The organism is Embleya sp. NPDC059213, from assembly GCF_042754445.1.
GTDB lineage: Bacteria > Actinomycetota > Actinomycetes > Streptomycetales > Streptomycetaceae > Embleya.
The window spans coordinates 1-25,169 of record NZ_JBHZAV010000138.1 but is presented as its reverse complement, the minus strand read 5'-3'; the positions used below and the strand labels follow the sequence as shown (position 1 = coordinate 25,169).

The window sequence follows — 25,169 nt, the reverse complement described above, 5'->3', positions numbered from 1 at the left end:
TCAATGGACACGCCGCACCGGCCCCGCCGGTTTCACCGGGATTCCAACCCGATCGATCAGCCGCCCAGCGGGAGACCGCCGAGGGCGGACGTGCTGGGCAGGGACGGCGCCGCGGGCAGCCCGCCACCGGTGAGTTGACCGGCGGCGGGGGCCGTCTGGCCGACCGTCTGACCGGCGGCGGGGGCGGCCGCGGCGGCGGTCTCGCCGAGCGTCCTGTTCGCGTTGACGGCGGTGGTGCCGGCCGTCTGACCTGCGGTCTTGGTGGCCGCGGGGAGGGTCTTCGAGGCCGTTCCACCCGCCGCGTCGCCGGCACTCTCGGACGCCGCGGGGAGCTTGTCGGCGAGGCCGCCGACGTCCGGCTGGGTCAGTGCGCCGAGGCCACCCGTGGGCAGGTCCGCCGCGTGCGCGGCCGACGCGCCGATGATCGGCGCGGCGCCCGCGGCGATCAGCAGTGCGGCCTGGGCTACGCGGCGCGAGATGTGCGTCATGGTGCTCCTCGTGGTGTTGCTGAAGGTCGGGCCCCTCCGGCACCGACCACAGTGACTACCGCTCGAAGCACCTTCGAGTTGCGGGCATAGTTGGCAAAGTATTGGTAATGGCAAGGCGTGCCGTCACTATTTGTGACTGACCGGCTGTTTGTCGGGATCGTCGCGTGGATCGGAATCGTCCCGCTTTGACTCCGGTGAACGGGTGACCACCACCGACTCGCCGACCTGGGCCGGCACCGCCGGGTTGGTCCCGTCGGCGGACCCGGCCCCGACCCCGGCCGCGATCGGCACCGCGGGCGGCTCCACCGAGAAGGCCGAGCGCCCGGTGAGCAGGTACTGGACCGCGAAGCCGAGGCCGACCACGGCGGCGCCGCCGACCGCGTCCATGATCCAGTGGTTCGCGGTGCCCATCACCACCAGCGTGGTGGACAGCGGATAGAGCAGACCCAGCCAGCGCCAGCCCTTGGGGGCGATGGCCAGGATCATCAGGCCGCACCACAACGACCAGCCCACGTGCAGCGAGGGCATCGCCGCGTACTGGTTGGAGATCTTGGTGAGCGCGCCGAAGTTCGGATTGTTCAGGTCCTGCACGCCGTGCACGGTGTCGATGTAGTCGTAGCCGGGCATCAGTCGCGGCGGCGCGAGCGGGTAGAGCCAGAAGCCGACCAGGCCGGTGATCGTGGCCACGCTCAGTACGGTGCGGGCCGAGCGGTACGCGGCGGGCTTGCGGATGTACAGGATCGCCAGGATGGTCAGCGGCACGACGAAGTGGAACGTCTCGTAGAAGAAGTTCATGCCGTTCTCGAGCCAGCCGATCTTCGCCACGAAGTGGTTCAGAGCGTGCTCGACGTCGATGTGCAGGAACTTCTCCAGGTCGATGATCTGCTGCCCGTGCGTCTCGGCGACCCGGCGCTGATCGGGCACCGAGGCCCGGATGAACGAGTAGACCTGGTAGCCGACCCGGATCATCAGCAGTTCGAGCAGCAGGTTGGGCCGGGACAGCGGACGCCAGCCGAACGGCAGCGCCGGGATCCAGGAGAACCGGCTCTGCGCGGTGGCTCCCTGCGGCATCGCCTGCGGGTTCCACTTGTCCGAGGCCCGGGTGATGAACGGCACCACGCACGCCGAGGCGATCGCGAGCAACAGCGGCCCGTTGTCGGCGATCGTCCGCACGGCGGCCAACTTGCCCCAGATCAGCGTCTTGCTGTCGAACGTCATGATCATGAAGACCGCGACCGGCCACACCATGCGGTCGGTCTGCCGGGCGCCCAGGCGACCGGCGGCGGCGAGCAGGATCCACAACTGCTGGTGCTGCCAGGACACCGGCGCCACCGCGACCATCACACAGCCGGCCAGCGCGACGCCGAGCAGCGCCTGCCCGTCCTTGGCGTAGGCCACCGCGCGCGGCAGGCCGAACCACAACACCGCCGCGGACAGCAGCACCACGAGCGCGATCTCCAGCGGCCCGGAGAGCCCGATCCGCAGCAGCAGGCCGTGCAGCGACTGGTTGGACAACGCGTCGGCGTCGCCGCCCAGACCCGCGCCCGCGACATGGTGCACCCAGTACGCGAACGAGTCGCGCGGCATGGTGATCCAGGCCAGCGCGGTGCAGGCCAGGAAGGTGGCGGTCGCGTTCGCGGCGGCACGCTGTTTGCCGGTCATCCACAGGTACACGGCGAACAGCAACATCGCCGGGTGCAGCGCCGCGGCGACACCCGCGGCGATCGAGGCGAGCTTGCCCGGAGCGGGTTTGAGCATCGCGGGCAGCACGAGCAACACCGGGAGCAGGCTCATCTGACCGAGCGAGAGGTTGCCCCGAACCGGCAGCGACATCACCAGGAGGCTGATGATCAGCGGGGCCGCGAGCAGCCGCGCGCGACGCGTGCGAAACGCCGGCAGGGCGTACGCGACCAGCACGCCGATGGCGACCACTATCAGCAGCGTCACGATCGTCCACGCGACGCCCAACGCGTTCTCCGCCGCGTTGGTGAGCGGACGCAGCACCCAGCCGGCGAACGGTGTGCCGCTGAACGTGGTGCCGCGCGAGTCGGTGTCGTACAGCGAGCCGGGCAGGTGCAGGACACCCTCGGGGCCGAGCCAGGCGTCCAACTCCGGCAGCCTGCGGTCCTGGGGTCGGTCGAGTACCTCGTTGGCCTGTCGGACGGCGACGCATGCGGCGAGCAGCCACAGACCCACCAGGGCCAGGGAGAGCCTGGTCCGTCGTATGTCCAGCAGCCGGCGAACGCCTGCCCTCACCATGTGCGACTTCTCCCGTTTTCCGTGTCTTGTCGCCCGATGGTCCTCGATCCCTGGCGAGGCCATCCGGTTGCCACGCTCCGGACACCTTGTCACCGCCCGGGCGTGACCGAAAGCGGAGGGGTCCTCGCCGGACCCGCGCCGTACGCTCGGGGACGGCATGGAACACATCGCCGAATCGACGAGGGGCGAGAAACAACAATGGTGCCGCAGGACGCGACGACGCGGACGCACGAGTCCCCCGAGGGGCTCATCCCGGTCTCCTTTCGTCAGGCCGGATCAACCGACATCCCTGCCCTGGTGGAGCTGATCGAGTCCGCCTATCGCGGAGACGAGAGTCGGCGGGGCTGGACCACCGAGGCGCACCTCCTGGAGGGGCAACGCACCGACGTCGACGGCGTCGCGGCGGTGGTCGAGGGGGCCGACAGTGTGATGTGGATCGCCGAGCGCGAGGGCGCGCTGCTCGGTTGTTGTCAGTTGGAGCGCCGCGCGGACTCGGTCGTCTACTTCGGGATGTTCGCGATCCGACCGGGCCGGCAAGGCGGCGGCCTGGGCCGGTCGTTGCTGGCCGAGGCCGAGCGGGTCGCGGTGCGGCGGTGGGACGGCAAGCGCATGCAGATGACCGTCATCCGCCAGCGCGAGGAGTTGATCGCCTGGTACGAGCGGCGCGGCTTCGCCCGAACCGGCGTGTCGACGCCGTTCCCCTATGGCAACGAACGGTTCGGCCGGCCGCTGCGCGACGACCTGGAGTTCGAGTTGCTGACCAAGGACCTGTGCTGACCGAAACCGGTGCCGGCCGCTGCGGCGCGCCGGGTCGATTCGGGATTCCCCTCGATTCGATGTGCTCTCGGGCCGGACTTCGGTGGATCCCCGCCGGGGCGTCGCGATCGTGACAGCATGGGTGTTCGGGGATATTTCGGCCCCGGCACCGGTCGATCGGGGGATTCGAAGCCGTGTCGCACCACGAACCGCCACCGCCCCATTCGCAACGACCCGGGCAGCCGCCCCCGCCCACCCAGCGCGGCGGCCGGCGCGGCAACCCGTTGATCACGCTGGTGATCGCGCTCGTGGTGGTGGCGGCCGTGGTGACCGCGATCATCCTGATCGCCCGCGGGGACGACGGCGACGACAGCCCGGGCAAGACCCCCACGACCCGGGCGCCCCAACAACCGGGCCTGCCCTCGGGGCTGCCGTCCGGACTGCTCCCCTCGGGCCTGGACATCCCCTCGGACCTGCTGCCGGACCTCGGCTAGGACGGCTTGCGGATCCGACGGTGCCCGCCGTCGGGCCCGGTGCCGGTCGTGCCGGGCGCGTGGCTGCCCGCGTTGCGGCACTCGGGTGATTCCTCGGCCGGCCCCGGGTCGGGTCGGCCGTTTCCGGGCGTTCACTGCCTACTGTCGGCTGGCATGGCCAAGCTGATGATCGGATCGTCCGTCCTGCTACTGCTCGCCGGCGTCGTGGGTGCCGGCCTGGTCGTGTTGCCGGCCGCACCCGCCGCGGCGGTCGAGGACCGCGTCTGGGACCGGATCGCCGACTGCGAGAGCAGCGGTCGCTGGGACCTGAACACCGGGAACGGCTACTACGGCGGGCTGCAGATCCTGCCGAGCACCTGGGACGAGGCGGGCGGGCAGGAGTACGCCACGCGCCCGGATCGGGCCACCCGCCGGGAGCAGATCACCGTCGCCGAGGAGATCCTGCGGCTGCAGGGCTGGGAGGCGTGGCCGCAGTGCGCCCGACAGGTCGGGCTGCTCGGGGCGACCTACACGGTCCAGGAGGGCGACACCCTGTCCTCGATCGCGCGCGACCTGGGCGTGATCGGCGGCTGGCAGGCGTTGTACGCGGCGAACAGCGACGTGATCGGCCCGGATCCGGACCGACTCCTGCCCGGCACCGTCCTGGACGTGCCGAAGGCCGCTCGTAGGAGCGGCCCTCGATTGATGCGGATCATCGGATGATCGGTGCTCACGACTGGGATCGAACCAGTGACTTCCTCGGTGTGAACGAGGCGCTCTCCCGCTGAGCTACGCGAGCCTGCGTAGGTTTCGTGCACATCCTAACCAGTAGTGCGCGAGTGGGTCGCCCCCTCCCCGTGACGGGGCGGCCCGCTCGTGCGTTCCGCCCTTCGGCGAAGGCTCCACAGTGCCGCCGAACGCCGCTGCGGTTCAACCGATTTTCCGCCGCCGGGACGAGTGTGCAGCGCCACCAGCAGACCGCAGACGCCGAGCACCAGGGTGAGCGTCGGCGCGGGCCGGCGCAGCAGCCCGACCACGTCCAGGTCGGCCGAGAATCCGTCCCGACGGGCGGCCGCCAGACACAGGACCGCCCCGGCCACCGCGCAGACCGCGCAGGCGGCGAGCGCGGCCGGGACCGGCCGGCTCCGGTCGGTACGGCGAACTGTCACGGTGACTCCAGGACGGCTGTGCAGCGTTTCCTCCAGCCTGGCCCGACGACCCCCGGCGAACCAGGTAGGTGCCTGGCGGATCAGGGGTGGGGCCAGCCCCACCCCCGGCCGGATCGGCCCGAACTCCCGCCCTGTCGGTGCCGTGTGCCTATCCTGGGCTGCCCGTGTGACCGCCGACCGGAGGCGCCCCGCTCGATGAAGCTGCTGCACGCCGCCGATCTGCACATCGACAGCCCGCTGCGGGGGCTCTCCGGCTACGAGGGAGCGCCCGCGACCCGCATTCGCGGCGCGGCCCGCGACGCGGTGGTCAACCTGGTGGACCTGGCCCTGGCCGAGGAAGTCGACGCGGTGTTGCTCGCGGGCGACATCTACGACGGCGACTGGAAGGACTACCACACGGGTCTGTTCTTCACCGTGCAGATGCGTCGCCTGGCCGAGGCCGGGATCCCGGTCCTGCTGGTCGCGGGCAACCACGACGCGGACAGTCGGATCACCCGCGAACTGCGACTGCCCGCCAACGTGCACCGGTTCTCCACCGCGCGTGCGGAGACCGTCGCGTTCGAGGATCTCGGCCTGGCCGTGCACGGCCAGGGCTTCGCGGTCCGGGACGTGACCGACAACCTCGCGGTGAGCTACCCGGCGCCGCGCGGTGGGATGTTCAACGTCGGACTGCTGCACACCGCGCTGACCGGCGCGGACGGGCACGCGAACTACGCCCCGTGCAGCGTCGGCGACCTGGTCGCCCGCGGCTACGACTACTGGGCGCTCGGCCATGTGCACACGCGCGCGGTGGTGCACGAGGCCGAGCCGTGGATCGTCTTCCCGGGCAACACGCAGGGCCGGCACGCCCGGGAGACCGGGCCCAAGGGCGCGACGCTGATCACCGTCGACGGCGACCGGGGGCGGGCCGTGATCGAGCACCGCGACCTCGACGTGGTGCGCTGGGCCCGGCTGGAGGTGGACGCCACCGGGGCGACCGGGGTCGAGGACGTGCTGGACTCGGTCCGTCGGCACCTGGCCGACGCACGGGCCGCGGCCGGCGACCGGTTGTTGGCCGCGCGGGTGGCGATCGTCGGCGCCAGCGACGCGCACGAGGCGCTGTGGCGGGACGAACGCCGGTTCGTCTTCGAGACCCGCGCCCTGGCCGCCGAGTTCTCCGGGGTGTGGCTGGAAAAGATCCGGCTGGAGACCCGGCACCGCGATCTGGGCGACGCCGGCGTCGAGTTGCCCACGCTGGTGGAGGACCTGGCGCGCACCGCCAAGGCACTGCGCGCCGACCCCACCGCGCTGGAACACCTGGTCCGGGCCGTGCCGGGGCTGCGCACCCTCGACCCCAAGGTGGCCGAGGAGGGCATCGCGCCCGCGGACCCGACCTGGCGCGCGGACATCTTCGACCAGGCGGTCGACCTGCTCACCGCGCTGGTCACCGGGACCGACGGGGAGTCCGGATGAGAATCGACCGACTCGACCTGTTCGCGTTCGGCTGCTTCACCGACCGGCACATCGAGCTGGGCGCACCGGGCGTGCATGTGATCTGCGGCCCGAACGAGGCCGGCAAGTCCACTGTGCGCCACGCCCTGGACCAACTCCTGTACGGGATGGACCGGCAGACCTCGTACGACTTCGTGCACGCGATGCGCGACCTCAGGCTCGGCGCGCTGGTGCGCGACGAGCACGGCGGCGTGCTGGACGTGGTGCGGCACAAGCGGGACAAGAACCCGCTCACCCGCGCGGACGGCACGGTGCTCGCCGAGACCGAGCTGACCCGGGTGCTCGCGGGCGTGAGCCGGGACGACTTCCGGCACGTGTTCGCGCTGGACCACGCCGGCCTGCGCGAGGGCGGGGTCGAACTGCTGCGCGGCGAGGGCGACATCGGGCGGGCCCTGTTCGAGTCGCGCTCTTCGGCCCGGCTCGGCGAAGTGCTGACCCGCCTGGAGGAGCGCGCCGACGCGCTGTACAAGACGCGCGGGAAGAACCAGCGGATCAACGCCGGGCTGACCGAGTTGGGCAGGCTGCGCAAGCGGGTCCAGGACGACGGCCTGGCCCCCTCGGAGTTCGGCGAGGCGGTCAAGGAGGCTCGGCGCGCCGAGGAGGAGCGGGACCGGCTCGGCCGCGATCGCAGCGACGCGCGGGCCGCGGCGAACCGGCTGGATCGCATCCGGCAGGCGCTTCCGGTGCTGGCCCGGCACGGTGCGCTGGCCGCCGAGCGGGCCGAGTTGCTGGCCGAGGGCCCGCCGGTCGCCGCCGACCTCGCGGCCCGACTCGCCGCCCTGGACGAACGTGCCCGCGAGGTGGCGGCGGAGGGTGACCGGCTCGCCCGGGACCTGGCCGAGGCCCGGCTCGAATCGGCCGAGGTGGTGGTGGACCGGGAGCTGTCGGCGCATGCCGCCGAGGTGGACGCGTTGCACGCGGACGTCGCGGCCGTTCGCGACGCGGTGGACCTGGCCGCCGAGGCCGATGCCGAGGCGTCGGCGGCTCGGGCCGGCGCCGCCGACCTGCTGGCCCGGGTGCGCCCGGATCGAGCCCTCGACGATCCCACCGCGTACGACGTGCCGGCCGGCGTCGGCGAACGGGTGACCGAGCTGCGCGATCGGCTCAAGATGTGCGAGGCCCGGCTCGCCGGCGCCGCCGAGCAGGTCGCGCATCGTCGGGCCCGGCTGGACGCGGCCCGCGCGGCCTGTGACCTGATCCCCGAGCCCGGCGACCCGGCCGCGTTGCGCGCGCTGCGTCGGGCCGTGCCGGGCAGCCTGGTCGAGGACGTCGTCCGGGACGAGCAGCGGGTGGCCGAGCTGGAACACGAAGCGGCCGATCTGCGCGCCCGGCACGATCTGCACGATCCGGCCCTGTTCGCCGACGACCACGCGGCGCGGTTGAAGCTGCCCGGCCGGGAGCGGGTCGCCGAGCACGTGGAGCAGCTCGCCCGGGCCCTGGACGAACTGCACACGATCACCAGGGCGCAGGACGCGGCGGTGGCCGAGCACGACGAGCGGCGCCGCGAATGGGCCGTGTCGGCCCTGGCCGATCCGCCGCCCACGCCTGCGGACTGGGCCGCCGCCCGTGCCGAGCGCGATCGGTTGTGGACGCAGATCTGCGCGAGCCCGCCGCTGACCGACGACCGGATCGACGCGTTCGAGCAGGCGGTCGGGGCCGCCGACGAGATCGCCGAGCGGATCGCCCGCCGGGCCGAGGACGCGGTTCGGCGCGGCCGGCTCCAGGTGGACCTGGAACACGACGAACGCACGCTGGCCCGGCTGGCCGAGCGGCGGCAGGAGGCGAGTGCGCGTCGGGACGAACTGGCGGCGGGCTGGGTGCGGACCTGGGCGGCCGGCGGGTTGCCCGCGCCCGACCCGCACGACGCCGCCGCGTTGCTGGACGCGATCCGGGAGCTGGCCCGGGTCGAGGTCGAGGCGCGCACGGCGCGGGCCAGGCTGGCCGCCGGTCGCGAGCGCGCCGCCGAGTTGGTGACCGCGTTTCGTACCGCGCTGGCCGAATCCGGCGCACCGACCACGACGGGCACGCTGGCCGCGCTGATCGAACAGGCCGACGCCCGCCGCGACGCGCTCGCCGACGCGGCGCGGGTGCGCGAGAGCGCGCTGGCGGCCGTGCGCGAGGCAGAGGCCGAACTCGCCGAGGCGGGCGCGGAGTCGGACCGGGCCCGGGACGAGCGCGCCGCGTGGGAGCGGCGCTGGCACGACCTGGTGCACGGCCTGGACCTGCCCGAGGGCGACCCCGACACGGTCGCCGCCGCGGTGGGCACCCTGGCCGGCGTCGCGGCGGCGGTCGGCCACGCGGCCGAGGCGGACCAGCGCCGGGGTCGCGCGGCCGAGCGGGTGGCCGGGTTCGACGCGCGCGTGGCCGAGGTGTTCGCCGCCTGCGGACGCCCGGTGCCCGGTGCGGACGGCGGTCGGCCGGCGTTCGCGGCGGTGCGCGCGTTGCACGAGGAGCTGACCGCGGCCCGCGGCGCCGAGGATGCCGGCGATCGGATCGCCGAGCGCATCGCCCGGCTGGAGCTCGCGGTGGCGGCCGGGCGCGCGGCCATCGAGCAGATCGCGGGCGAACTCGCCGCGCTGGTCGCCGCGGCCGGCACCGCCGACGCCGACGAACTGCGCCGCGCGGTGGGGCGATCGGCCCGGCTGCGCGAGATCGAGCGGGCCCTCGCCGAGCATCGCGAGTTGCTGACACCGGAGGTCGAACAGGAGGTCGCGCGGCACGCGGGCGAGGAACTCGACGTGGAGATCGAGGACGCCGCGCGTCGTGTCGAGGAGGCCGAGACCGCCTACGCGGCGGCGGGCGAGACGCTGGGTCGGCGCCGGCAGATCCTGCTGGAGATGGAACGCGAGTCGACGGCCGCCGCCCGGGCGCAGGAGGAGGCGGCCGGCACGGTGGCGGCGATCGCCGAGGACACCGAGGAGTTCGTCCGGTTGCGGCTGGCCCGCGAGGTGCTGCTGCGTTGCATGGAGGACTACCGCAAACAGAACCAGGCCCCGGTGCTGGCCCGCGCGGAGGAGGTCTTCACCGCACTCACCGCGGGCCGTTTCGATCGGCTGCTCGTGGAGACCGACGGCCGCAAGGGTGCCCCGGTGTTGCGCGCGCGCCGCGCCGGCGGCTCCTCGTCGGCCGCGGCGGACGCCGTCGGCAGCGCTTTCGCGGCCGGGTCGGTCGGCGTGGACGAGATGAGCGAGGGCACCCGCGATCAGCTGTATCTGGCGCTGCGGCTGGCCTCGTTGGACGCGTACGCGGATGCCGGCCGGGCGATGCCGATCGTGCTCGACGACATCGCGATGACCTTCGACGACGGGCGGACCCGGGCGATGCTCGCGGTGCTGGACGCGATGGCCGACCGGTTCCAGGTGGTGCTGTTCACCCACCACCCGCACCTGGGTCGGCTGGCCGTGGACACGCTCGCGCCGGGCCGCGCCCACGTGCACGAACTGCCGGTCTACGCGGCCCGATCGGTGACGGGCGAGCCGGCGGCGGGGTGAGCGGGCGGGCCTGCCGGGCGCGGGGTCAGGCGGTCATCGCGAGTCGGAAGCGCACACACTTGCCACCGGGTTCGGGGACCGACTCCCAGCCGTCCGAGAGCGATTCGACCAGCAGCAGGCCGCGACCGGTGGTGTCGTCGTCGCCGGCCTCGACCACCTGTGGCGTCCGGGTGTCCGTGTCGTGCACCTCGATCCAGACGCAGGCGGCGCCGTCGGGGGCGCGATCTCGGCGGACCACGACGCTGAACGGGCGTCCCAGGCCCGCGTGGCGTACGGCGTTGGTCGCCAGTTCGGAGGCGAGAAGTACGGCGATGTCGGACAACGAGTCGAGGTCCCAGACCGTCAGTGCCACGCGGACATGCTCCCGCACGGCGGACACGCAGGCGGGCATCGCCGGCAGCGTGATGGTCGGGCTGACCTCGTCCTCTGCATCCGCCACTTCCGGATCGGCCAGGGTGGTCATGCAGCTACCTCCTGTTGCGTGGGCTGCGTTTGCCCCCGCAAGCGGCCCCGCCCCGTCCCGTCGCTTTAAGTGATCTTGTAAGCGCGTAAAGTGAGGGTGCTCGGTAGGATGCTCCACGAAACCCGGTGGTGCAACTCTCGCCGCCACTTCGGTGTCCGCGTGTACACGGTTCACCCGATCGGGCGATGCCCCTGGCCCTCACATGGAGGAAGCGGGTTCTGCTCGTCCGTCGGCGTGGCCTCGACTAGTCAGGGGTGACGGGCCGATGGCGACCTTGTTGCAGGAAACCCACGCACCGACGTGGCGGCGAAGCTCCTACAGCAGCGTGCAGGGGAACTGCGTCGAGGTGGCGAATCGGTGTCCGCGCGAGGTGGCGGTCCGCGATTCCAAGCAACGTGCCTGCGCGGTCCTGCGATTCGCCGATCGAGAGTGGACGCACCTGTTGGTTGCCCTTGTCGGGGCCCGGAGTTGACGGTCAGTCAGCATCATCGGCGGTGAGCACCGGCGGCTCGCTGCGGCGGAAGACGTGGGCCAGACCCGGTTCGACGATCGACCCGGGTACCTCGCCGTCGAACCAGCGGTCCACATGCGCCCAGTGGTACGGATTCAACAGATACTCGCCGGTCAGCCCCTCGACCGTGGCGTATTCCTGCTCCCATACATGCGTCCACGGCGACGCCGGCCCGGCCCGTTCGGCCACCCGGGACAGCGCCCACGAACGAATCGTCGCGATGTGCTCCGGCATCCCCAGCAGGTCCGACTCGAACTCCGCGAGCACGTCGGCGGATGTGCCGGTACGCACGGTCAACAGCAGCGTGCGCTTGATCCGGGGACCGTCCAGCGGCACGAAGGCGGCCCGCACCGGGCGCAACGCGACCGCCTCGGCCCCGGTGGGCAGTTCGGGAGCCGCGTCGGCGTCGAGATCCCAGGAGAAGCCGTGCCCGCCGACGCTGCCCGGCAGATCCGGTCCGGCCGAGCGCACCGCGCCGAGTCCGGGCTCGGGCATGGTCGGGGCGAGTACCACCCAACGTGTCATGCGTGCGCTCCGGTGCGGTGTACGGCGCGGTCCGCCTCGGCGGGGACCGCGGCGGTGGGAGGCGTCCCGGTCGTTCCGGCCGCGGTCGGATCCGCCGCCCCGGGATCCGGGCCGTCCCCGGAGGGGGGCATCGCCGGTTGCAACGCCCGACGTTGCCGGTGCAACGCGTAGCCGTCGGTGGCCGCCCAGAACGCCGCGACGTCCGGATCGGCCGCGGCGGCACCGCGCATCGCGTAGAAGGCCCGGATCCCGGGCAACACCCACAGGATGTGCACGGTGGTCGCCTCGCGGCCCGCCGGCGAGCGCCAGACCCGCTCCAGTCGCATCCCGCGCCGCTGCGCGCCGGGCAGGTAACGATCATGGAACTGGCGCAGCCACCACGCCACCTGATCGTTCGTCAGGGTGACCTGGTCGAGGATGTCGACCGTCTCGACGGCGGAGTCGGCGGCCGGGTCGATGCTGCTCACAACTTTTCCAGCACTCGTTCGCGGTACTGCGCGATCCGCTCGCGCAACGTGTCCAGCCCACCCGGCCCCGCCAGTTCGGCCGGGTTGGGCGCGAACACCAGGCGGCTCGCGCCCGCCTCGGTGAACCGGCGCACCCAGTTCGGGTCGTGCTGGCGCTCCCGGTCGCACGAGCCGGGCCACGCGGTGATCTCGACCGCGTGCTCGGCCCGACCGGCCGAGAGCGTCGACGCGCGCAACAATTGGGCGCGGGCCTCGAAGTCTTCGGCGGTGATCGTGTACGGGAACCAACCGTCGCCGATCCGCCCCGCCCGGCGCACGGCGGGCTCGCTGTTGCCGCCCAGGATCACCGGTACCGCGCCACGCTCGGGCTGCGGCAGGCAGTGCACCCGCTCGAAGTCGGTGAACCGACCGCGGAAGGTGGCCGGCGCGTCGGCCCACAACGCGCGCATCGCGCCGACGCACTCCTCCAGGCGGGCGCCGCGCTCGCCGAAGGTCGCGCCGACCGCGGCGTACTCCTCCTTCTGCCAGCCGATGCCCAGACCCAACATCAATCGGCCGGCGGAGTGTCGGTCGATGGTGGCGACCCGCTTGGCCAGCACCACCGGGCTGTGCAGCGGGGCGACCACCATCGCGGTGCCGAATCGCAACGTGCGCGACGCGCCCGCCAGGAAGGCGATGGTCTCCAGCGGGTCGGGCATCGGCACGACGCCGGCGGCGCTGGGGGTGCGCCCGGAATCCGAGTACGGGTACAGGGGTTCGTAGTCCTCGGCGACCACGACGTGTTCGACGGTCCAGACGGATTCGACGCCGCACTCCTCCAGCGTCCCGGCGAAGTCGCGCAGGAAGCCGCCCGAGGTGATCAGACCGTCCGCGAAGGGCGCCATCACGCCCAGCTTGATCGTCATTCTGACGCCCTTTCAGATCCCGTGTCCGCACCCTGCCGCGACGGGCGTGCGAGCGCAAGACCCGACCGACGGTGTCGTTGGACACGCGGCCGAAGGGCGCTTGACCTCGGTGTTCGGTCCCTGCATGCCGCGTGCGCCCGCCATCGGGGCGCGGGCGCACGCGGTTCGGGTGGGCAGCGGCAGGGGCGGAGACCGGTGGGGCGGCCCGGCTACCCGCCCTGGGCGAGCTCGACGAGTTCGTCGTGGCGATACAGCGGGCGCAGACCGTCGGCGAAGCGCACCATGTACCACTGGTACGGGGACAACGGCGGCCGATGCGCGTCCGCGAACACCTCGCACACCTCGCCGATGTGGCCGGTACTCAGACCCACCTGGACCTGCACCCGGGTGCCGATCTCGAATCCCTGCCAGCGGGTGGCCCCGCCGCGAACATGCTCCTGGGTCCTCGTCGTCGCGTCGCCCATGACGGGCACCGCCCTTCTGCCGATGGGTAGTTGACTCAACCTTCGAGAACGGGTCCCGTACCCGATATCGGGCCGCGCGAGCACGCTCTTGAGACAAGGACTCCGTTCGCGCGCGGACTTCACCCGGAAGGAGCGCCCGAGTGGCGCGGCCGAGCCGGCAGGCTTTCGGTGTGGACGTCCTGTGGTGGATCACCGCCGTTTCCGGTCTCGTGTGGCTCTATCTGACGCTGTGCCACGGCTGGTTCTGGCGCACCGACGTGCGCCTCGCGGCCTCGGCCGGGCCGGTGGCCGACACCGTGTCGGTGGCGGTGATCGTGCCCGCCCGGGACGAGGCCGAGGTGCTCGGCGAGAGCCTGCCCACGCTGCTCGCGCAGGACTTTCCCGGCCGGGCCGCGGTGCTCCTGGTCGACGACGGCAGCACCGACGGGACCGGCGAGCTGGCCCGGCGGCTGGGTACGGCCGGCCGGGTGCCCCTGAGCGTGACCTCGCCCGGCGATCCGCCCGCGGGCTGGACCGGCAAGTTGTGGGCGCTGCGGCACGGCGTCGCATCGGTCGGCGAGGTGGACTGGATCCTGTTCACCGACGCGGACATCGCGCACGCGCCCGATTCGCTCGCCCGCCTGGTCGGCGAGGCCGAGCGGGACCGGCTCGACCTGCTGTCGGTGATGGCCCGGCTGCGCACCCACACCCGGTGGGAGAAGTTGATCGTGCCCGCCTTCGTGTACTTCTTCGGCAAACTCTTCCCGTTTCGCCGGGTCAACCGGCCGGGCTCACGGGTCGCGGCCGCCGCCGGCGGTTGTGTGCTGGTGCGGCGCACCGCGCTGGAGCGGGCCGGCGGCGTGGCGGCGATCCGGGACGCGGTGATCGACGACGTGTCGCTGGGTACCGCGGTCAAGCGCGCCGGCGGCCGGATCCGACTCGTGCTCGCGGACCCCGAGCAGCACGTGGACAGTGTGCGGCCCTATCCGGCACTGGCCGATCTGTGGAACATGGTCGCGCGCAGCGCGTTCGCCCAGTTGCGGCACTCCTGGCTGTTGCTCGCGGGCACCGTGCCGGGCCTGGCCCTGGTCTATCTGGCGGCACCCGTCGCGTTGTTCGCCGGGATCGTCGGCGCGAACGGCCCGCTCGCGCTGGTCGGGCTCGCGGTGTGGGCGCTGATGACCGCGACCTATCTGCCCATGGTGCGTTATTACCGACAACCCGCCGCGGCGGCGGTGTTGCTGCCGTTCGCGGCCCTGTTGTACCTGGGCATGACGGTGCATTCGGCGCTGCGGCACGCTCGGGGGCGCGGGGCGGCGTGGAAGGGTCGCACGTACCCGGCGCCGGCCGAATAGGCTCCGTTCGTGCCCAGCCCAGACTCCACCGCCCGTCCCTATCGCGACGGCGTCCCCGAACACGGCCGCGTCCCCAAGTCGTACACGGTGAAGATGAGCCTGCTCCAACTCATGGACGAGTTGGGGGAGGACGCGTTGTTGCCCTCCGAACGCGAGCTCGCCGCGACCTACGGGGTCGCCCGCAGCACCCTGCGATCGGCGATCGGCGAGTTGGTGATGGAGGGCAGACTGCGCTCCGCCCGCGGTCGGGGCACCTACGTCGCGCCGCCCAAGCTGATGCAGCCGGTCAGCCTCGGCAGCTACACCGAGGCGGTGCGCTCGATGGGACTGACCCCCGGGCGTCGCGTGGTCACCCTGGAACACCACGTCGCGCAGCCCGACCTGGCCGACCGGCTGCGGCTGCGGACCGGCGACCTGACCGTGCACCTGGAGCGGGTGCTGCTCGCCGACGACGAACCGATCGGCCTGGAGAGCACCTATCTGCCGCTGGACCGCTTTCCCACCCTGCTGGACGTGCTGCGCCCGGAGGGCTCGCTCTACCAGTGCCTGCAAAAGGATCTGGGCGTGGTGTTCGCGGAGATAGAGGAGACGGTGGAGACCGTGCTGGCCGCGCCGCGCGAGGCACTGCTCCTGGAGACCAACCCGGCGCTGCCGATGTTGCTGGTGATGCGCACGTCCTACGACCCGGAGGGGGTGCCCATCGAGCGGGTCCGGGCGCTGTTCCGGGGGGACCGGATGGGATTCGCCACCCGCCTGCGGGCGTAGGCCCGGCCCGCTTAGATAACGGAAAGATAACAGGTTCGGACCTTAACGGACTGTTCACCCGGGCGACATACCGCCTCCGCATGCTCGGCATCGACCACTCCCAAGCTGGTCGCATTCACCCCCGAGTACGTGGAGGAAGCCGGTGCGAGTCATCGTCGTCGGAGGTGGCGTGCTGGGCACCATGCACGCCTGGCAGGCCATCGATCGAGGTCACGAGGTTGTGCACATCGAGCGCGAGCGCGAGGCGCGCGGTGCTTCGGTACGCAACTTCGGCCTGGTGTGGATCGGCGGCCGGGCCGGTGGCGACGAACTGGACACCGCGCTCCGGGCCCGCGAACTGTGGGAACGCATCGGCGCCGACGTGCCCGGCACCGGCTTTCGGCCCAACGGTTCGCTCACCGTGTGCCGAGGCGCCGAGGAGGTCGCGGTGGCCGAGGCGGCCCTCGCCCTGCCCGACGCCACCGAGCGCGGCCTGAAGCTGCTCACCCCGGGCGAGGCCCGGGCGCACAACCCGGCGCTGCGCGGCACCTTCGACGCGGCGCTGTGGTGTGAGCGGGACGGCGCGGTCGAATCCCGGGTCGCGCTGCCCGCACTGCGTACGCACCTCGCGGCGAGCGGTCGCTACACCTGGCTGCCCGGCCGCGAGGTGCGCGACCTGCTGCCGAGCGGCACCGGCGTGCGCGACGACCACGGACACGTGCACGAGGGCGACCTGGTGCTGCTGTGCACCGGCGCCTGGCTGACCGGCCTGGTGCGCGAGCTGGCCCCCGAGCTGCCGGTGCGCCGGGTGCGGCTGCAGATGATGCAGACCGACCCGCTCGACGAGCCACTGACCACCTCGGTCGCCGACGGGGACAGCTTCCGCTACTACCCGGCCTACGCCGGCACCGCGCTGGAGGCGCTGAGGAGCGCCCGTCCGCAGGCGCCGGTGCCCACCGAACACCGCATGCAGCTGCTGATGGTCCAGCGCCTGGACGGCGGCCTGACCATCGGTGACACCCACGAATACGACGAGCCGTTCACCTTCGACGTGGACTCCGCGCCCTACGAGCACCTGGCCCAGGTCGCCGAAGCGCTGCTCGGTCGCCCGCTGCCGGCCGTTCGCCGTCGCTGGGCCGGGGTGTACGCGCAGACCACCGACACCACCCGCGTCGTGCACCGCGAGCAGGTCGCCCCGGCGACCTGGCTGGTGACCGGCCCCGGCGGACGCGGGATGACCTGCTCGCCCGCCATTGCCGAACAGACCGCGCGGCTCGCCGGTCTCTAAGCCCTCCCGCTTCCCCCGCCCGTCGCCGAAAGCCCAACCGGAGCACTACTCATGACGCACTATCAACTCGCCGTCCTGGACATGGCCGGCACCACCGTCGCCGACGACGGCCTCGTCGTCGAGGCGTTCACCCGGGCGATCGGCGCGGCCGGAGTCGAGGCCGGCTCCGCCGACTTCGAGGACAAGCTCGGCTACGTCCACGCCACCATGGGCGAGAGCAAGATCACCGTCTTCCGGGCCCTGCTCGACGGCGACGAGGAACGCGCGCAGGCCGCCAACCTCGCGTTCGAGAGCGCCTATGCCGACCTGGTGGCCCAGGGCCGCTGCGCGCCGATCGACGGCGCCGAGGAGGCCATCCGCGCACTGCGTGCGGCGGGCGTCGAGGTCGCCCTCACCACCGGCTTCGGCAGGCCCACCCAGGACGCGATCCTGACCGCGCTCGGCTGGACCGACCTGGCCGACCTGACCCTGTGCCCGGCCGACGCCGGGCGCGGCCGGCCGTACCCGGACATGGTGCTCACCGCGGTGCTGCGGCTGGGCGTCGAGGACCTGCGCGCGGTCGCCGTGGTCGGCGACACCGCGTTCGACGTGCTCACCGGCCTGCGCTCCGGCGCCCGTATCGCCGCCGGTGTGCTCACCGGCGCCCACGACCGCACCGCGCTCGAAGCGGCCGGTGCCACCCACGTACTCGGCTCCATCCGTGAACTTCCCGCCCTGCTCCAGGGCTGATTCGTCTTTTCGAAAGGGCGATTTCCCATGCGACGCATTCTCGGCCTCACCGCCGCCGCCACCGTGGTCGTGCTCAGCGCGAGCGCCTGCGGCGGGACCGGCGGGAGCGGTTCGGACGACACCAGGCCCGCCGCGAACGCCGCCCCCGGCAGCGCCCCGGCCAAGGGCTCGGGCAGCGTGACCGTCTACTCCGTGGACGGGCTCGCCGACTGGTACACCAAGCGCTTCGCGGACTTCGAGAAGAAGACCGGGATCAAGGTCAACCTGGTCGAGTCCGGCTCCGGCGAGGTGGTCACCCGGATGGAGAAGGAGAAGGGCAACCCGCAGGCCGACGTGGCGATCACGCTGCCGCCGTTCATCCAGCGCGCGGCCCAGGCGAACCTGCTCACCGCGTACGCGCCGGCCGGCGCCGACCAGGTGCCCGCGACCTCCAAGGACGCGCAGGGCCGCTACGTGGCCGTGGTCAACAACTACGCGTCCTGGATCTACAACCCCGACCAGGCCAAGCCCGCGCCGACCAAGTTCCAGGAACTGACCGACGGCCGGTTCAAGTCCAAGCTCCAGTACTCGACGCCGGGCCAGGCCGGGGACGGCACCGCCGTGCTGATCCAGCTCCAGCACCTGTACGGCAAGCAGGGCGCGCTCGACTACCTCAAGCGGCTCGAATCGAACAACGTTGGCCCGTCCTCCTCCACCGGCAAGCTCCAGCCCAAGGTCGGCAAGGGCGAACTCACCGTGGCCAACGGCGACCTCCAGATGAACCTGGCGTCCATCCACAACGACAAGTCCAACTTCAAGGTCTGGTTCCCGGCCGACGACGCGGGCAAGGCGTCGACGTTCGCGTTGCCCTACTTCATGGGTCTGTCCTCGGGCGCCCCGCACGCCGACGCCGGTCGCAAGCTGATGGACTACCTGCTCTCCCCGGAGGCGCAGACCTCGGTCTCCGCCGAGGCGCTCGGCCTGCCCGCCCGCGAGGACGTCAAGCCGACCGACGCCAACGCCGCCGAGATCACCAAGGCCCTGGAGGGCGTCGAGATCTGGGCGCCGGAGTGGGACACGGTCCTCAAGGACCTGGACGCCGACCTGGCCGCGTACAACAAGGCCGTCGGTCGCTGACCCGACCGAGGTCCACCCACACCCCGAGATGACCGCGGACAGGGAGGGAACCCGCATGACCGCACCAGCCATCGAGCGCACCGAGGCGATCACCGTGAGCGCAGCGCCGACCCCGCCGGCGATCGGCATCCAGGATCTGACGGTCCGATACGGATCCGTCGTGGCCCTGGAAGGACTGAGCCTGGAGGTCGCCCGAGGCGAGACGGTCGCCCTGCTGGGCCCGTCCGGCTCGGGCAAGTCCACGGCGCTCAAGGCGGTCGCGGGTTTCCTCCGACCCGCCGGTGGGCGGATCACCCTGGCCGGTCGCGACGTGACGTACGAACCGCCGAACAAGCGCGGAATCGGCGTCGTCGTGCAGAACTACGCGCTGTTCCCGCACATGCGGGTCGCGGACAACGTCGCGTTCGGCCTCAAGGCCCGCCGGATACCGCGCGCCGAGGTGGCCCGCCGGGTCACCGAGGCGCTGGACATGGTGGGCATGGCGAGCTACGCCCGGCGCCACCCCCGCGAGTTGTCCGGCGGGCAGCAGCAACGGGTGGCGATCGCCCGGGCGTTGGCCATCCGGCCGCCCGTACTGCTGCTCGACGAACCGCTGTCCGCGCTGGACGCGACGCTGCGCGCCGACCTGCTCGGCGAGTTGCAGCGGCTGCGCGCCGACCTGCCGGACGTGGCGATCATGTACGTGACGCACGACCAGACCGAGGCGCTCGCGCTCGCGGATCGCATCGCGGTGATGCGGGACGCGCGGTTGGTCGACCTGGACGCCACGGATCGGCTGTATCGACGCCCGCCCAGCGAGTTCACCGCGTCCTTCCTGGGTGCGGCCAACCTGTTCGGCGCGCGGCTGCTCGCGGCGTGCACGGCCGGGGACGACGCGGTCGAGGTCGCGGTGGGCGGGCTGACCGTGACCGCCGATCCCACCCGCGCGTTCGCCGAGGGCGAGCGGGCGCTGTTGGTGGCCCGCCCGCACACCCTGGGGGTGACCGCGGTCGACCACCCGAACACGTTGCCCGCGACGCTCACCGCGACCCAGTGGCGCGGCGCCGACTACCGGCTGACCTGTGTGCTGGACGGCGCGGCGGGTCCGGCGGACGAGTCGGACGAGTCCGGGCGGTCGGAGCAGTCGGGTCGCGCCGGTCGGGAGATCCGGATCGATGTGACCGACCTGGCCGACGTCCCGGCGCTGGGCGAGCGACTCGGCGTGGCGCTGCCCGCCGAACCGTGCGTCCTGGTCCCGGCGGGAGCGGCCGGATGAGCGCGACCCTGACCGAGCCGACGAGCGCGGCCGAGTCGATTTTGGCTCCGGCGCGCGCGAGCAAGGCCCGCGGCGGGGCGTCCCGGGCGTTGTGGGTGCTCCCGCCGCTCGTGCTCGCCGCCGGATTCTTCCTCTATCCGCTCGCCCTCGTGGTCAAGCAGTCCTTCGTCGACAAGAACGAGCGGGTCGGCCTGGACGTATGGCGCGACGTGCTGAACTCGCCCTCGTTCGGCGACGCGCTGTGGAACACGGTCAAGATCGCCGTACTGTCCACGCTCGGCTGCCTGGTGGTCGGCTTCTTCCTGGCCCTGGTGTTGTCCTTCGTCCCGTTTCCCGGCGCCCGTGCGGTCGGTCGGATCGTGGACACCGTGCTCGCCTTCCCGTCCTTCCTGATCGCGCTGGCCTTCACCTTCCTGTACGGCACGGCGGGCGTGGTCAACGCGGCGGCGGACAAGCTCGGCCTGGGCGAGCCGCTGGTCGGCTTCCTGTACTCGCCGTGGTGCGTGGTGTTGGCCGAGATCACCTTCTACACGCCGTTCGTGATGCGCCCGCTGCTCGCCGCGTTCGCGTTGGTCCCCCGGGACCGGCTCGACGTGGCGGCCTCGCTCGGCGCGGGGCCGCTGCGGGTGATCGGTCAGGTGCTGTTGCCCGAGGCGTGGCCCGCCCTCGCGGCCGGCGGCAGCCTGACCCTGCTGCTCACCCTCAACGAGTTCGGCATCGTGCTGTTCATCGGCGCCAAGGACGTCACCACGCTGCCGATGCTCGTGCACGCCAAGGGCGCGGTCACCTTCGACTACCCGGGCGCGTGTGTGGTCGCGGTGGTCGAGGTCGCGCTGTCGCTCACGCTCTACGCGGTCTACCGATTCGTCTTCTCCCGGACAGGAGCCGGCCGTGCTGGTCTGGTCGCGTAGCGGACGTGCCCTCGTCTGGGCGCTTTTCGCACTCGTTTTCGCCCCTCTCGTGCTCGCTCCGCTGGCGATCCTGGGCATCGCCGCGTTCGCCGGCGACTGGAACAGCGTGCTGCCCGCGTCCTGGACGAGCGAGAACATCCGCGAGGCCACGGCGGGCACCAACCACGACAGCCTCGTGGTCAGCATCGAGACCGCGCTGGGCGCGTCGCTGATCGCGATCGTGGTCGGCACCTGGGCGGCGATCGCCGCCCGGACCGCGCCGCGTTGGCTTCGCCGGCTCACCGACGCGGTCTTCCACCTGCCGGTCGCGGTGCCGTCGGTGGTGGTCGGGCTCGGCATGCTGGTGGCCTTCAGCGACGGCCCGATCCTGCTCAACGGCACCAAGTGGATCGTGATCGCGGCCCACGCGGTGCTGGTGGTGACGTTCGCCTACTCGACGGTGTCGGCCGGACTCGACCGGACCGACGCGGCCTTCGCGGACGTGGCCGCCTCGCTCGGTGCGAGCGCCGCCCGGGTGCTGCTGCGGGTACGGCTGCCGATGTTGCTGCCGTCGATCACGGCGGCGGCGAGCCTGGCGATCGCCCTGTCGATGGGCGAGGTCGGCGCGACGATCATGGTCTACCCGGCCGAGTGGCGGACGCTGCCGGTTTCGGTCTTCACCCTGACCGACCGGGGCAAGGTGCTGCTCGGGTCCGCGGTCACGGTGGTGCTGCTGGTCGCGACGCTGGTCGTGCTGACGATCGTCGGCCTGCTCAAGGGCCGGGTGGAGGAGCGCAAGCGGCGGCGGTAGCGGTGCGTCGACTCGCCGTGTGGTGCGTCGGTGCGCGTCGGTTCAGTTCCGGCCGAAGGTCCGGGCGGGCGGGGCCGGCGACGCGACCGCCGTGGCGTCGTGCACCACGGCCGCCCCGCCGGGGAAGTCGGCCAACGCGGAGCCGTGCTCGACCCGACCCGGGAACGGGTCGGCGGCCGTGCGCCGCGCCAGCGCGGCGACCGGCAGCTCGCCGTGCGAGGCGACCACCAGCACATTGCCGAACCGCCGTCCGCGCAACACCGCGGGGTCGGCGATCAGCAGCAGATTCGGGAACACCGAGCGCACCGTCGCCACCTGCGACCGGACGAAGTCGAGCCGGCCCCCGTCGGCCAGATTCACCGCGTACACCCCACCGGGAGCAAGCGTCCGGGCCACCTCGCCGACGAACTCGGCCGACGTCAGATGCGCGGGCACGCGGGAATCGGCGAACACGTCGACCACGGCGAGATCGAACGCCGCGTCCGGCGCCTTGCCCGCGATCTCGCGGGCATCGCCGGCGCGTACCCGGATCTGCCAGTTCTTGTCCCACGGCAGTTCCCGCCGGACGAACTCCACCAACTCCGCGTCCAACTCGGCCACCTGCTGTCGCGACCGAGGCCGGGTGGCCGCCACATAGCGGGCCAGGGTGAGCCCACCGCCACCGAGGTGGAAGGCCCGCAGCGGCTTGCCGGCGTCGGCGATCAGGTCGACCAGGTGGCCGAGCCGACGCACGTACTCGAACTCCAACCAGGTCGGGTCGCCCAGATCCACATGCGACTGCGGCGACCCGTGCAGGCGCAGCGTCCATGCCCCGGCCCGATCCGGATCGGGCTCCAACTCGACACTGCCGGAACCCACCTCGGCGCGGACCGGCTCGGGCGCGCGCCCGCGTCGACGCTGCTTGTCTGCCATCCGACCAGTATCGAGCCGGTCGACGCGCGACGCGGACCGCCCCGATCCGGCCGGATCGAGACGGTCCGCGCACTCCCGGCAAGGATCAGCGGCCGGTCTTGACGAAGCGCTCCAGCTTGTCGTCCGCGCCGCCGCGCAGGGTGCGGTCGCCGGTCGCCGCGGAGACGGTGATGTTCCCCTTGTTCAGCTCGGTCCAGTCGGCGTGCCGCTTGGTCTCCGGACGGCAGAAGGTGCCGGGCTCCGCGCAGTCGCCCTGACCGATCGCGAAGGTGTCACCGTCGGGGGCGGCCGAATACGCGATCGCGACCACGGTCTCGGTGCCGATCTCGGTCCACACCGGCCGACCCGGCTGCTTCCCGGGCACCACGTTGGGGTGGTTGATGTTGATGACGTACTCGTCAGACAGCGCCTTGCGGTCCTTGAGCTGCGCCACGTACGAGGGCAGGAAGTCGGCGAACGCCCGGTAGGTGGCCGGAGTCACCTTGAACGTCTCCATGTCGAAGCCGCCGCTGAGTGCGATGGCCGGCTTGCCGTTCTCGATCGCGGCGATCGCGGCGCCCAGGGTGCCCGAGTCGTTGGTGACCGAGGCGACGTTGGGCCCGGAGTTGATGCCGGTGAGCACCAGGTCGGGACCGTTGCGCCAGCCGACCTTGGCGGCGAGTCCGCCGCGCAGGGCGAGCCGCACGGTGTCCACGGGGGTGGCGCTCGGGGTCGTCGGGCCGCACGGGGCATTGCCCTTGCAGACGCCGAAGACGGCTCCCTTGCTCGGGGCCTGGGCACAGTCGCCCTCGAAGCCGGTCGGCAGCGCGGTGCGCTTGGACACGGTGAGCGCGCCGCTGCCGGTGGCCGCGGTACCGAAGCCGCTCATGTACTGCCACGGCGCCATCACCACGACATCCGCCCCGGCGGCACACAGCGCCCGCCGTACCTCGTAGACGCCCCGCCCGTCGGCGCCGTCGGGCTTGGCGTTCTGCATCGAGTCGTCGTTGCTCAGCAGGATGCGCATCCCGGCGACGGACGGTCGGTGGTCGCCGTGACCGGGCGCCGCGTCGGCACTCCCGGTCAGGGCCAGGAGCAGGGCGCCCGCGCCGAGGGCGGCGGGCAGGGCGACGAAGCGCTTTCGCTGAAGCTTCATGTTTCCTCGACTCGACTTCGTGGCGAATACGGAGGAATCGACCGTCGCGTGTCCACGACGTCGACACTCGCGGCCGATTCAGGTGCGAGTGAACGTAGAAGCTAAACCTAGTGAGTAAAAGGTTTGAGACCTAAGCGTTACCGATGAGCCTGAGTCGGGGACTCTCCGTAGGCGGCAGAGCACGCCACGAGCAACTCTCGGCGGCGAAGAAACACTGGGAGCGTCCGACGACATCGCCGGCGTCGACGGGTTCGTACGCCCCGGGCCCGTCGACCGGATCGAAGTCCAGATAGAAGAGGTCGCCGTACGTCTCATCGGTGAAACGCGACAGCACCGGGTCGAAATAGAGCATTCCGGAGAAACCCTTGCCGTGTTCGACCCGGTAGTCGCGAAGCCCCGTAAGGGTGAACTCGACCGGAATCCACGGCCAGCCGTGTTCCCGGTCCCGGGCATCGACCAGCACCCGCGCGGTCGCCCCACCCGGGCTGAACGGGTCGTCGATCTGTACTCGGGTGACACACCCGTTCCCGAAATCGAACAAGCCCAGGAGATCGCCCAGGCTGTCCGGGGTGAGCAGGGACATGGGGCCCTCCGGTCGGCGGCGGTGCAGTTCGGTACTCCACACCAATCATTACGACTGATGCGCCGCCACCGTACGGAAGTATCGAGCCGACTGCGCTCGTGATCAGACTCGGCCGACCAGCCGCGAGATCAGCGCACCGGCGGCCAGGTAGACCACCGCGGCCAGCCCCTGGTTCACCGCGACCCGTGCCTTGACGTTGTCGGGGGTGAAGAGATCCCTCGCCCACCGGGTCAGCCAATCCGCCCAGTCGGCGATGGTCTCCACCGCGCCGTTGGCGGGATTGGCTTCGAAGACGAACAGAATGATGTGCAGCAGGATGACGACTGCGATCCCTGCGGCGACGACGCTGACGACCGTCGCGATCGGGTTCACTCGCCGTGCGGTAGAGGTCACCATGCCGGGAGTCTGCTCGGACTCGAACACCCGAAACGGAGCCCGTGGGCGCCGGTTTGCAGTCGGCCCCCGGCCCCGGTAGGGTCCTCCAAGTTGCCCGACAGGGAGACCTGAGACAGATGCGAGCCTAGGCGCCCGCGCTGGCTGGTCCCGGGGTGGCCATTCCGATCACTTGAACCGGGTGTGGTGCGCATGCGCATCACACACGTCGTCCTGTGCTCGGGAGTCCCTGCGGATTGCCGGAACGCAAATTACTGCCGATTAGACGGTGGGAAATGCGATCCGCTAATGTTCGGGGCGTCGCAGAAAGCAGCGGGAAGAACAAATTTCCGAAGCCGAAGCGGTGAGCGAAGCGGGTCGAAAGACCTGGTAAGCTCGAAGAGCCGGAAGCCGAGGAAACGAGAGTTTCGAAGGCGGAAAGCAACGGACGAAAAGCGGGTCGCAGGATCTGCTAGAGTCCGGAAGGCGGAAAGCGCGGAAACGCGGTGGAAGCCGAAAGCGAGGAAAGCGAAGCCGC

26 protein-coding genes and 1 tRNA gene are annotated in these 25,169 nt (G+C 71.8%); 14 read left to right on the top strand and 13 right to left on the bottom strand.

Annotated features, from left to right (window positions below; genetic code table 11):
• Window positions 1–56: 56 nt before the first annotated feature.
• The gene (locus ACFXMF_RS35160) at window positions 57–488 is read right to left on the bottom strand and encodes an ATP-binding protein (RefSeq protein WP_360311112.1); all 432 of its coding nucleotides are present in this window, start codon (window positions 486–488) and stop codon (window positions 57–59) included.
• A 126-nt stretch (window positions 489–614) separates the two neighbouring features.
• Window positions 615–2,747: a bifunctional glycosyltransferase 87/phosphatase PAP2 family protein gene (locus ACFXMF_RS35155; RefSeq protein ID WP_360311110.1), complete on the bottom strand. Its 2,133-nt coding sequence runs from the start codon at window positions 2,745–2,747 to the stop codon at window positions 615–617.
• Window positions 2,748–2,945: 198 nt separating this feature from the next.
• Here ACFXMF_RS35155 and ACFXMF_RS35150 point away from each other — a divergent pair, with 198 nt between their 5' ends.
• The 3 genes from ACFXMF_RS35150 to ACFXMF_RS35140 all read left to right on the top strand — a co-directional run bounded on the left by ACFXMF_RS35150 (window position 2,946) and on the right by ACFXMF_RS35140 (window position 4,699).
• Window positions 2,946–3,524, top strand: coding sequence for a GNAT family N-acetyltransferase (locus tag ACFXMF_RS35150; RefSeq protein ID WP_360311108.1), 579 nt, complete (start codon window positions 2,946–2,948; stop codon window positions 3,522–3,524).
• A gap of 173 nt (window positions 3,525–3,697) precedes the next feature.
• Window positions 3,698–3,997: a hypothetical protein gene (locus tag ACFXMF_RS35145; RefSeq protein WP_360311106.1), complete on the top strand. Its 300-nt coding sequence runs from the start codon at window positions 3,698–3,700 to the stop codon at window positions 3,995–3,997.
• 153 nt (window positions 3,998–4,150) lie between these two features.
• On the top strand, window positions 4,151–4,699 hold the full coding sequence (locus tag ACFXMF_RS35140; RefSeq protein ID WP_360311104.1) for a transglycosylase family protein: 549 nt from the start codon (window positions 4,151–4,153) through the stop codon (window positions 4,697–4,699).
• Between the two features lie 4 nt (window positions 4,700–4,703).
• Here the strand turns inward: ACFXMF_RS35140 and ACFXMF_RS35135 are convergent.
• Both ACFXMF_RS35135 and ACFXMF_RS35130 read right to left on the bottom strand, forming a co-directional pair.
• Window positions 4,704–4,775, bottom strand: a tRNA-Val gene (locus ACFXMF_RS35135).
• Between the two features lie 22 nt (window positions 4,776–4,797).
• Entirely contained in the window at window positions 4,798–5,145 is a 348-nt protein-coding gene (locus ACFXMF_RS35130) for a hypothetical protein (protein WP_360311102.1), read from the bottom strand.
• A 195-nt stretch (window positions 5,146–5,340) separates the two neighbouring features.
• Between ACFXMF_RS35130 and ACFXMF_RS35125 the strand changes: the two genes are divergently transcribed.
• Entirely contained in the window at window positions 5,341–6,597 is a 1,257-nt protein-coding gene (locus ACFXMF_RS35125; RefSeq protein WP_360311100.1) for a DNA repair exonuclease, read from the top strand.
• Entirely contained in the window at window positions 6,594–10,127 is a 3,534-nt protein-coding gene (locus ACFXMF_RS35120; protein WP_379989835.1) for an AAA family ATPase, read from the top strand. Before ACFXMF_RS35125 ends, ACFXMF_RS35120 begins: the two co-directional genes overlap by 4 nt.
• 25 nt (window positions 10,128–10,152) lie before the next feature.
• On the opposite strand, the gene ACFXMF_RS35115 is transcribed toward ACFXMF_RS35120, so the two are convergent.
• Window positions 10,153–10,590, bottom strand: coding sequence for an ATP-binding protein (locus ACFXMF_RS35115; RefSeq protein ID WP_360311096.1), 438 nt, complete (start codon window positions 10,588–10,590; stop codon window positions 10,153–10,155).
• A 202-nt stretch (window positions 10,591–10,792) separates the two neighbouring features.
• Here ACFXMF_RS35115 and ACFXMF_RS35110 point away from each other — a divergent pair, with 202 nt between their 5' ends.
• Window positions 10,793–11,062, top strand: a complete 270-nt coding sequence (locus tag ACFXMF_RS35110; protein WP_360311094.1) for a DUF397 domain-containing protein — start codon at window positions 10,793–10,795, stop codon at window positions 11,060–11,062.
• Between the two features lie 3 nt (window positions 11,063–11,065).
• Here ACFXMF_RS35110 and ACFXMF_RS35105 read toward each other — a convergent pair whose 3' ends face one another.
• The 4 genes from ACFXMF_RS35105 to ACFXMF_RS35090 all read right to left on the bottom strand — a co-directional run bounded on the left by ACFXMF_RS35105 (window position 11,066) and on the right by ACFXMF_RS35090 (window position 13,462).
• Complete coding sequence (locus ACFXMF_RS35105) at window positions 11,066–11,626, bottom strand: Dabb family protein (protein ID WP_379989837.1); 561 nt, start codon at window positions 11,624–11,626, stop codon at window positions 11,066–11,068.
• Window positions 11,623–12,093, bottom strand: coding sequence for an NIPSNAP family protein (locus tag ACFXMF_RS35100; RefSeq protein ID WP_379989838.1), 471 nt, complete (start codon window positions 12,091–12,093; stop codon window positions 11,623–11,625). Before ACFXMF_RS35100 ends, ACFXMF_RS35105 begins: the two co-directional genes overlap by 4 nt.
• Entirely contained in the window at window positions 12,090–12,998 is a 909-nt protein-coding gene (locus tag ACFXMF_RS35095; protein ID WP_360311088.1) for an LLM class F420-dependent oxidoreductase, read from the bottom strand. Before ACFXMF_RS35095 ends, ACFXMF_RS35100 begins: the two co-directional genes overlap by 4 nt.
• A gap of 209 nt (window positions 12,999–13,207) precedes the next feature.
• Window positions 13,208–13,462: a hypothetical protein gene (locus ACFXMF_RS35090; RefSeq protein ID WP_360311086.1), complete on the bottom strand. Its 255-nt coding sequence runs from the start codon at window positions 13,460–13,462 to the stop codon at window positions 13,208–13,210.
• A gap of 170 nt (window positions 13,463–13,632) precedes the next feature.
• Between ACFXMF_RS35090 and ACFXMF_RS35085 the strand changes: the two genes are divergently transcribed.
• From ACFXMF_RS35085 to ACFXMF_RS35050, 8 genes are all read left to right on the top strand, one after another.
• Window positions 13,633–14,796 (top strand): glycosyltransferase, encoded by a 1,164-nt coding sequence (locus ACFXMF_RS35085; RefSeq protein ID WP_379989842.1) that lies wholly within the window; start codon window positions 13,633–13,635, stop codon window positions 14,794–14,796.
• 87 nt (window positions 14,797–14,883) lie between these two features.
• On the top strand, window positions 14,884–15,561 hold the full coding sequence (locus tag ACFXMF_RS35080; RefSeq protein WP_379989843.1) for a GntR family transcriptional regulator: 678 nt from the start codon (window positions 14,884–14,886) through the stop codon (window positions 15,559–15,561).
• Window positions 15,562–15,703: 142 nt separating this feature from the next.
• Window positions 15,704–16,828 carry a TIGR03364 family FAD-dependent oxidoreductase gene (locus ACFXMF_RS35075; protein ID WP_379989839.1) on the top strand — a complete coding sequence of 375 codons (1,125 nt, stop codon included), beginning with the start codon at window positions 15,704–15,706 and terminating at the stop codon, window positions 16,826–16,828.
• A gap of 51 nt (window positions 16,829–16,879) precedes the next feature.
• Window positions 16,880–17,557 carry a phosphonatase-like hydrolase gene (locus tag ACFXMF_RS35070; RefSeq protein ID WP_379989840.1) on the top strand — a complete coding sequence of 226 codons (678 nt, stop codon included), beginning with the start codon at window positions 16,880–16,882 and terminating at the stop codon, window positions 17,555–17,557.
• A 27-nt stretch (window positions 17,558–17,584) separates the two neighbouring features.
• On the top strand, window positions 17,585–18,673 hold the full coding sequence (locus tag ACFXMF_RS35065; protein ID WP_360311080.1) for a 2-aminoethylphosphonate ABC transporter substrate-binding protein: 1,089 nt from the start codon (window positions 17,585–17,587) through the stop codon (window positions 18,671–18,673).
• 55 nt (window positions 18,674–18,728) lie between these two features.
• Window positions 18,729–19,928 (top strand): ABC transporter ATP-binding protein, encoded by a 1,200-nt coding sequence (locus ACFXMF_RS35060; RefSeq protein WP_360311078.1) that lies wholly within the window; start codon window positions 18,729–18,731, stop codon window positions 19,926–19,928.
• On the top strand, window positions 19,925–20,839 hold the full coding sequence (locus ACFXMF_RS35055) for a 2-aminoethylphosphonate ABC transporter permease subunit (RefSeq protein ID WP_360311076.1): 915 nt from the start codon (window positions 19,925–19,927) through the stop codon (window positions 20,837–20,839). Before ACFXMF_RS35060 ends, ACFXMF_RS35055 begins: the two co-directional genes overlap by 4 nt.
• Complete coding sequence (locus ACFXMF_RS35050) at window positions 20,820–21,629, top strand: ABC transporter permease subunit (protein ID WP_360311074.1); 810 nt, start codon at window positions 20,820–20,822, stop codon at window positions 21,627–21,629. Before ACFXMF_RS35055 ends, ACFXMF_RS35050 begins: the two co-directional genes overlap by 20 nt.
• A 42-nt stretch (window positions 21,630–21,671) precedes the next feature.
• Here ACFXMF_RS35050 and ACFXMF_RS35045 read toward each other — a convergent pair whose 3' ends face one another.
• The 4 genes from ACFXMF_RS35045 to ACFXMF_RS35030 form a co-directional block, all read right to left on the bottom strand.
• Window positions 21,672–22,541, bottom strand: coding sequence for a spermidine synthase (locus ACFXMF_RS35045; RefSeq protein ID WP_379989841.1), 870 nt, complete (start codon window positions 22,539–22,541; stop codon window positions 21,672–21,674).
• A gap of 85 nt (window positions 22,542–22,626) precedes the next feature.
• A complete protein-coding gene (locus tag ACFXMF_RS35040; RefSeq protein ID WP_360311070.1) occupies window positions 22,627–23,676 on the bottom strand; it encodes a 5'/3'-nucleotidase SurE in 1,050 nt (349 codons plus the stop codon).
• Window positions 23,677–23,806: 130 nt separating this feature from the next.
• On the bottom strand, window positions 23,807–24,259 hold the full coding sequence (locus ACFXMF_RS35035; protein WP_360311068.1) for a hypothetical protein: 453 nt from the start codon (window positions 24,257–24,259) through the stop codon (window positions 23,807–23,809).
• A 102-nt stretch (window positions 24,260–24,361) separates the two neighbouring features.
• Entirely contained in the window at window positions 24,362–24,655 is a 294-nt protein-coding gene (locus tag ACFXMF_RS35030; protein WP_360311066.1) for a hypothetical protein, read from the bottom strand.
• Window positions 24,656–25,169: the final 514 nt, after the last annotated feature.

Excerpts from the sequence above, each read along its gene's own strand:
- ACFXMF_RS35160 (WP_360311112.1), bottom strand. The coding sequence starts at position 488 with ATGACGCACATCTCGCGCCGCGTAGCCCAGGCCGCACTGCTGATCGCC.
- ACFXMF_RS35155 (WP_360311110.1), bottom strand. The coding sequence starts at position 2,747 with ATGGTGAGGGCAGGCGTTCGCCGGCTGCTGGACATACGACGGACCAGG.
- ACFXMF_RS35150 (WP_360311108.1), top strand. The coding sequence starts at position 2,946 with ATGGTGCCGCAGGACGCGACGACGCGGACGCACGAGTCCCCCGAGGGG.
- ACFXMF_RS35140 (WP_360311104.1), top strand. The coding sequence starts at position 4,151 with ATGGCCAAGCTGATGATCGGATCGTCCGTCCTGCTACTGCTCGCCGGC.
- ACFXMF_RS35125 (WP_360311100.1), top strand. The coding sequence starts at position 5,341 with ATGAAGCTGCTGCACGCCGCCGATCTGCACATCGACAGCCCGCTGCGG.
- ACFXMF_RS35120 (WP_379989835.1), top strand. The coding sequence starts at position 6,594 with ATGAGAATCGACCGACTCGACCTGTTCGCGTTCGGCTGCTTCACCGAC.
- ACFXMF_RS35115 (WP_360311096.1), bottom strand. The coding sequence starts at position 10,590 with ATGACCACCCTGGCCGATCCGGAAGTGGCGGATGCAGAGGACGAGGTC.
- ACFXMF_RS35110 (WP_360311094.1), top strand. The coding sequence starts at position 10,793 with ATGGAGGAAGCGGGTTCTGCTCGTCCGTCGGCGTGGCCTCGACTAGTC.
- ACFXMF_RS35105 (WP_379989837.1), bottom strand. The coding sequence starts at position 11,626 with ATGACACGTTGGGTGGTACTCGCCCCGACCATGCCCGAGCCCGGACTC.
- ACFXMF_RS35095 (WP_360311088.1), bottom strand. The coding sequence starts at position 12,998 with ATGACGATCAAGCTGGGCGTGATGGCGCCCTTCGCGGACGGTCTGATC.
- ACFXMF_RS35090 (WP_360311086.1), bottom strand. The coding sequence starts at position 13,462 with ATGGGCGACGCGACGACGAGGACCCAGGAGCATGTTCGCGGCGGGGCC.
- ACFXMF_RS35070 (WP_379989840.1), top strand. The coding sequence starts at position 16,880 with ATGACGCACTATCAACTCGCCGTCCTGGACATGGCCGGCACCACCGTC.
- ACFXMF_RS35065 (WP_360311080.1), top strand. The coding sequence starts at position 17,585 with ATGCGACGCATTCTCGGCCTCACCGCCGCCGCCACCGTGGTCGTGCTC.
- ACFXMF_RS35060 (WP_360311078.1), top strand. The coding sequence starts at position 18,729 with ATGACCGCACCAGCCATCGAGCGCACCGAGGCGATCACCGTGAGCGCA.
- ACFXMF_RS35055 (WP_360311076.1), top strand. The coding sequence starts at position 19,925 with ATGAGCGCGACCCTGACCGAGCCGACGAGCGCGGCCGAGTCGATTTTG.
- ACFXMF_RS35045 (WP_379989841.1), bottom strand. The coding sequence starts at position 22,541 with ATGGCAGACAAGCAGCGTCGACGCGGGCGCGCGCCCGAGCCGGTCCGC.
- ACFXMF_RS35040 (WP_360311070.1), bottom strand. The coding sequence starts at position 23,676 with ATGAAGCTTCAGCGAAAGCGCTTCGTCGCCCTGCCCGCCGCCCTCGGC.
- ACFXMF_RS35035 (WP_360311068.1), bottom strand. The coding sequence starts at position 24,259 with ATGTCCCTGCTCACCCCGGACAGCCTGGGCGATCTCCTGGGCTTGTTC.
- ACFXMF_RS35030 (WP_360311066.1), bottom strand. The coding sequence starts at position 24,655 with ATGGTGACCTCTACCGCACGGCGAGTGAACCCGATCGCGACGGTCGTC.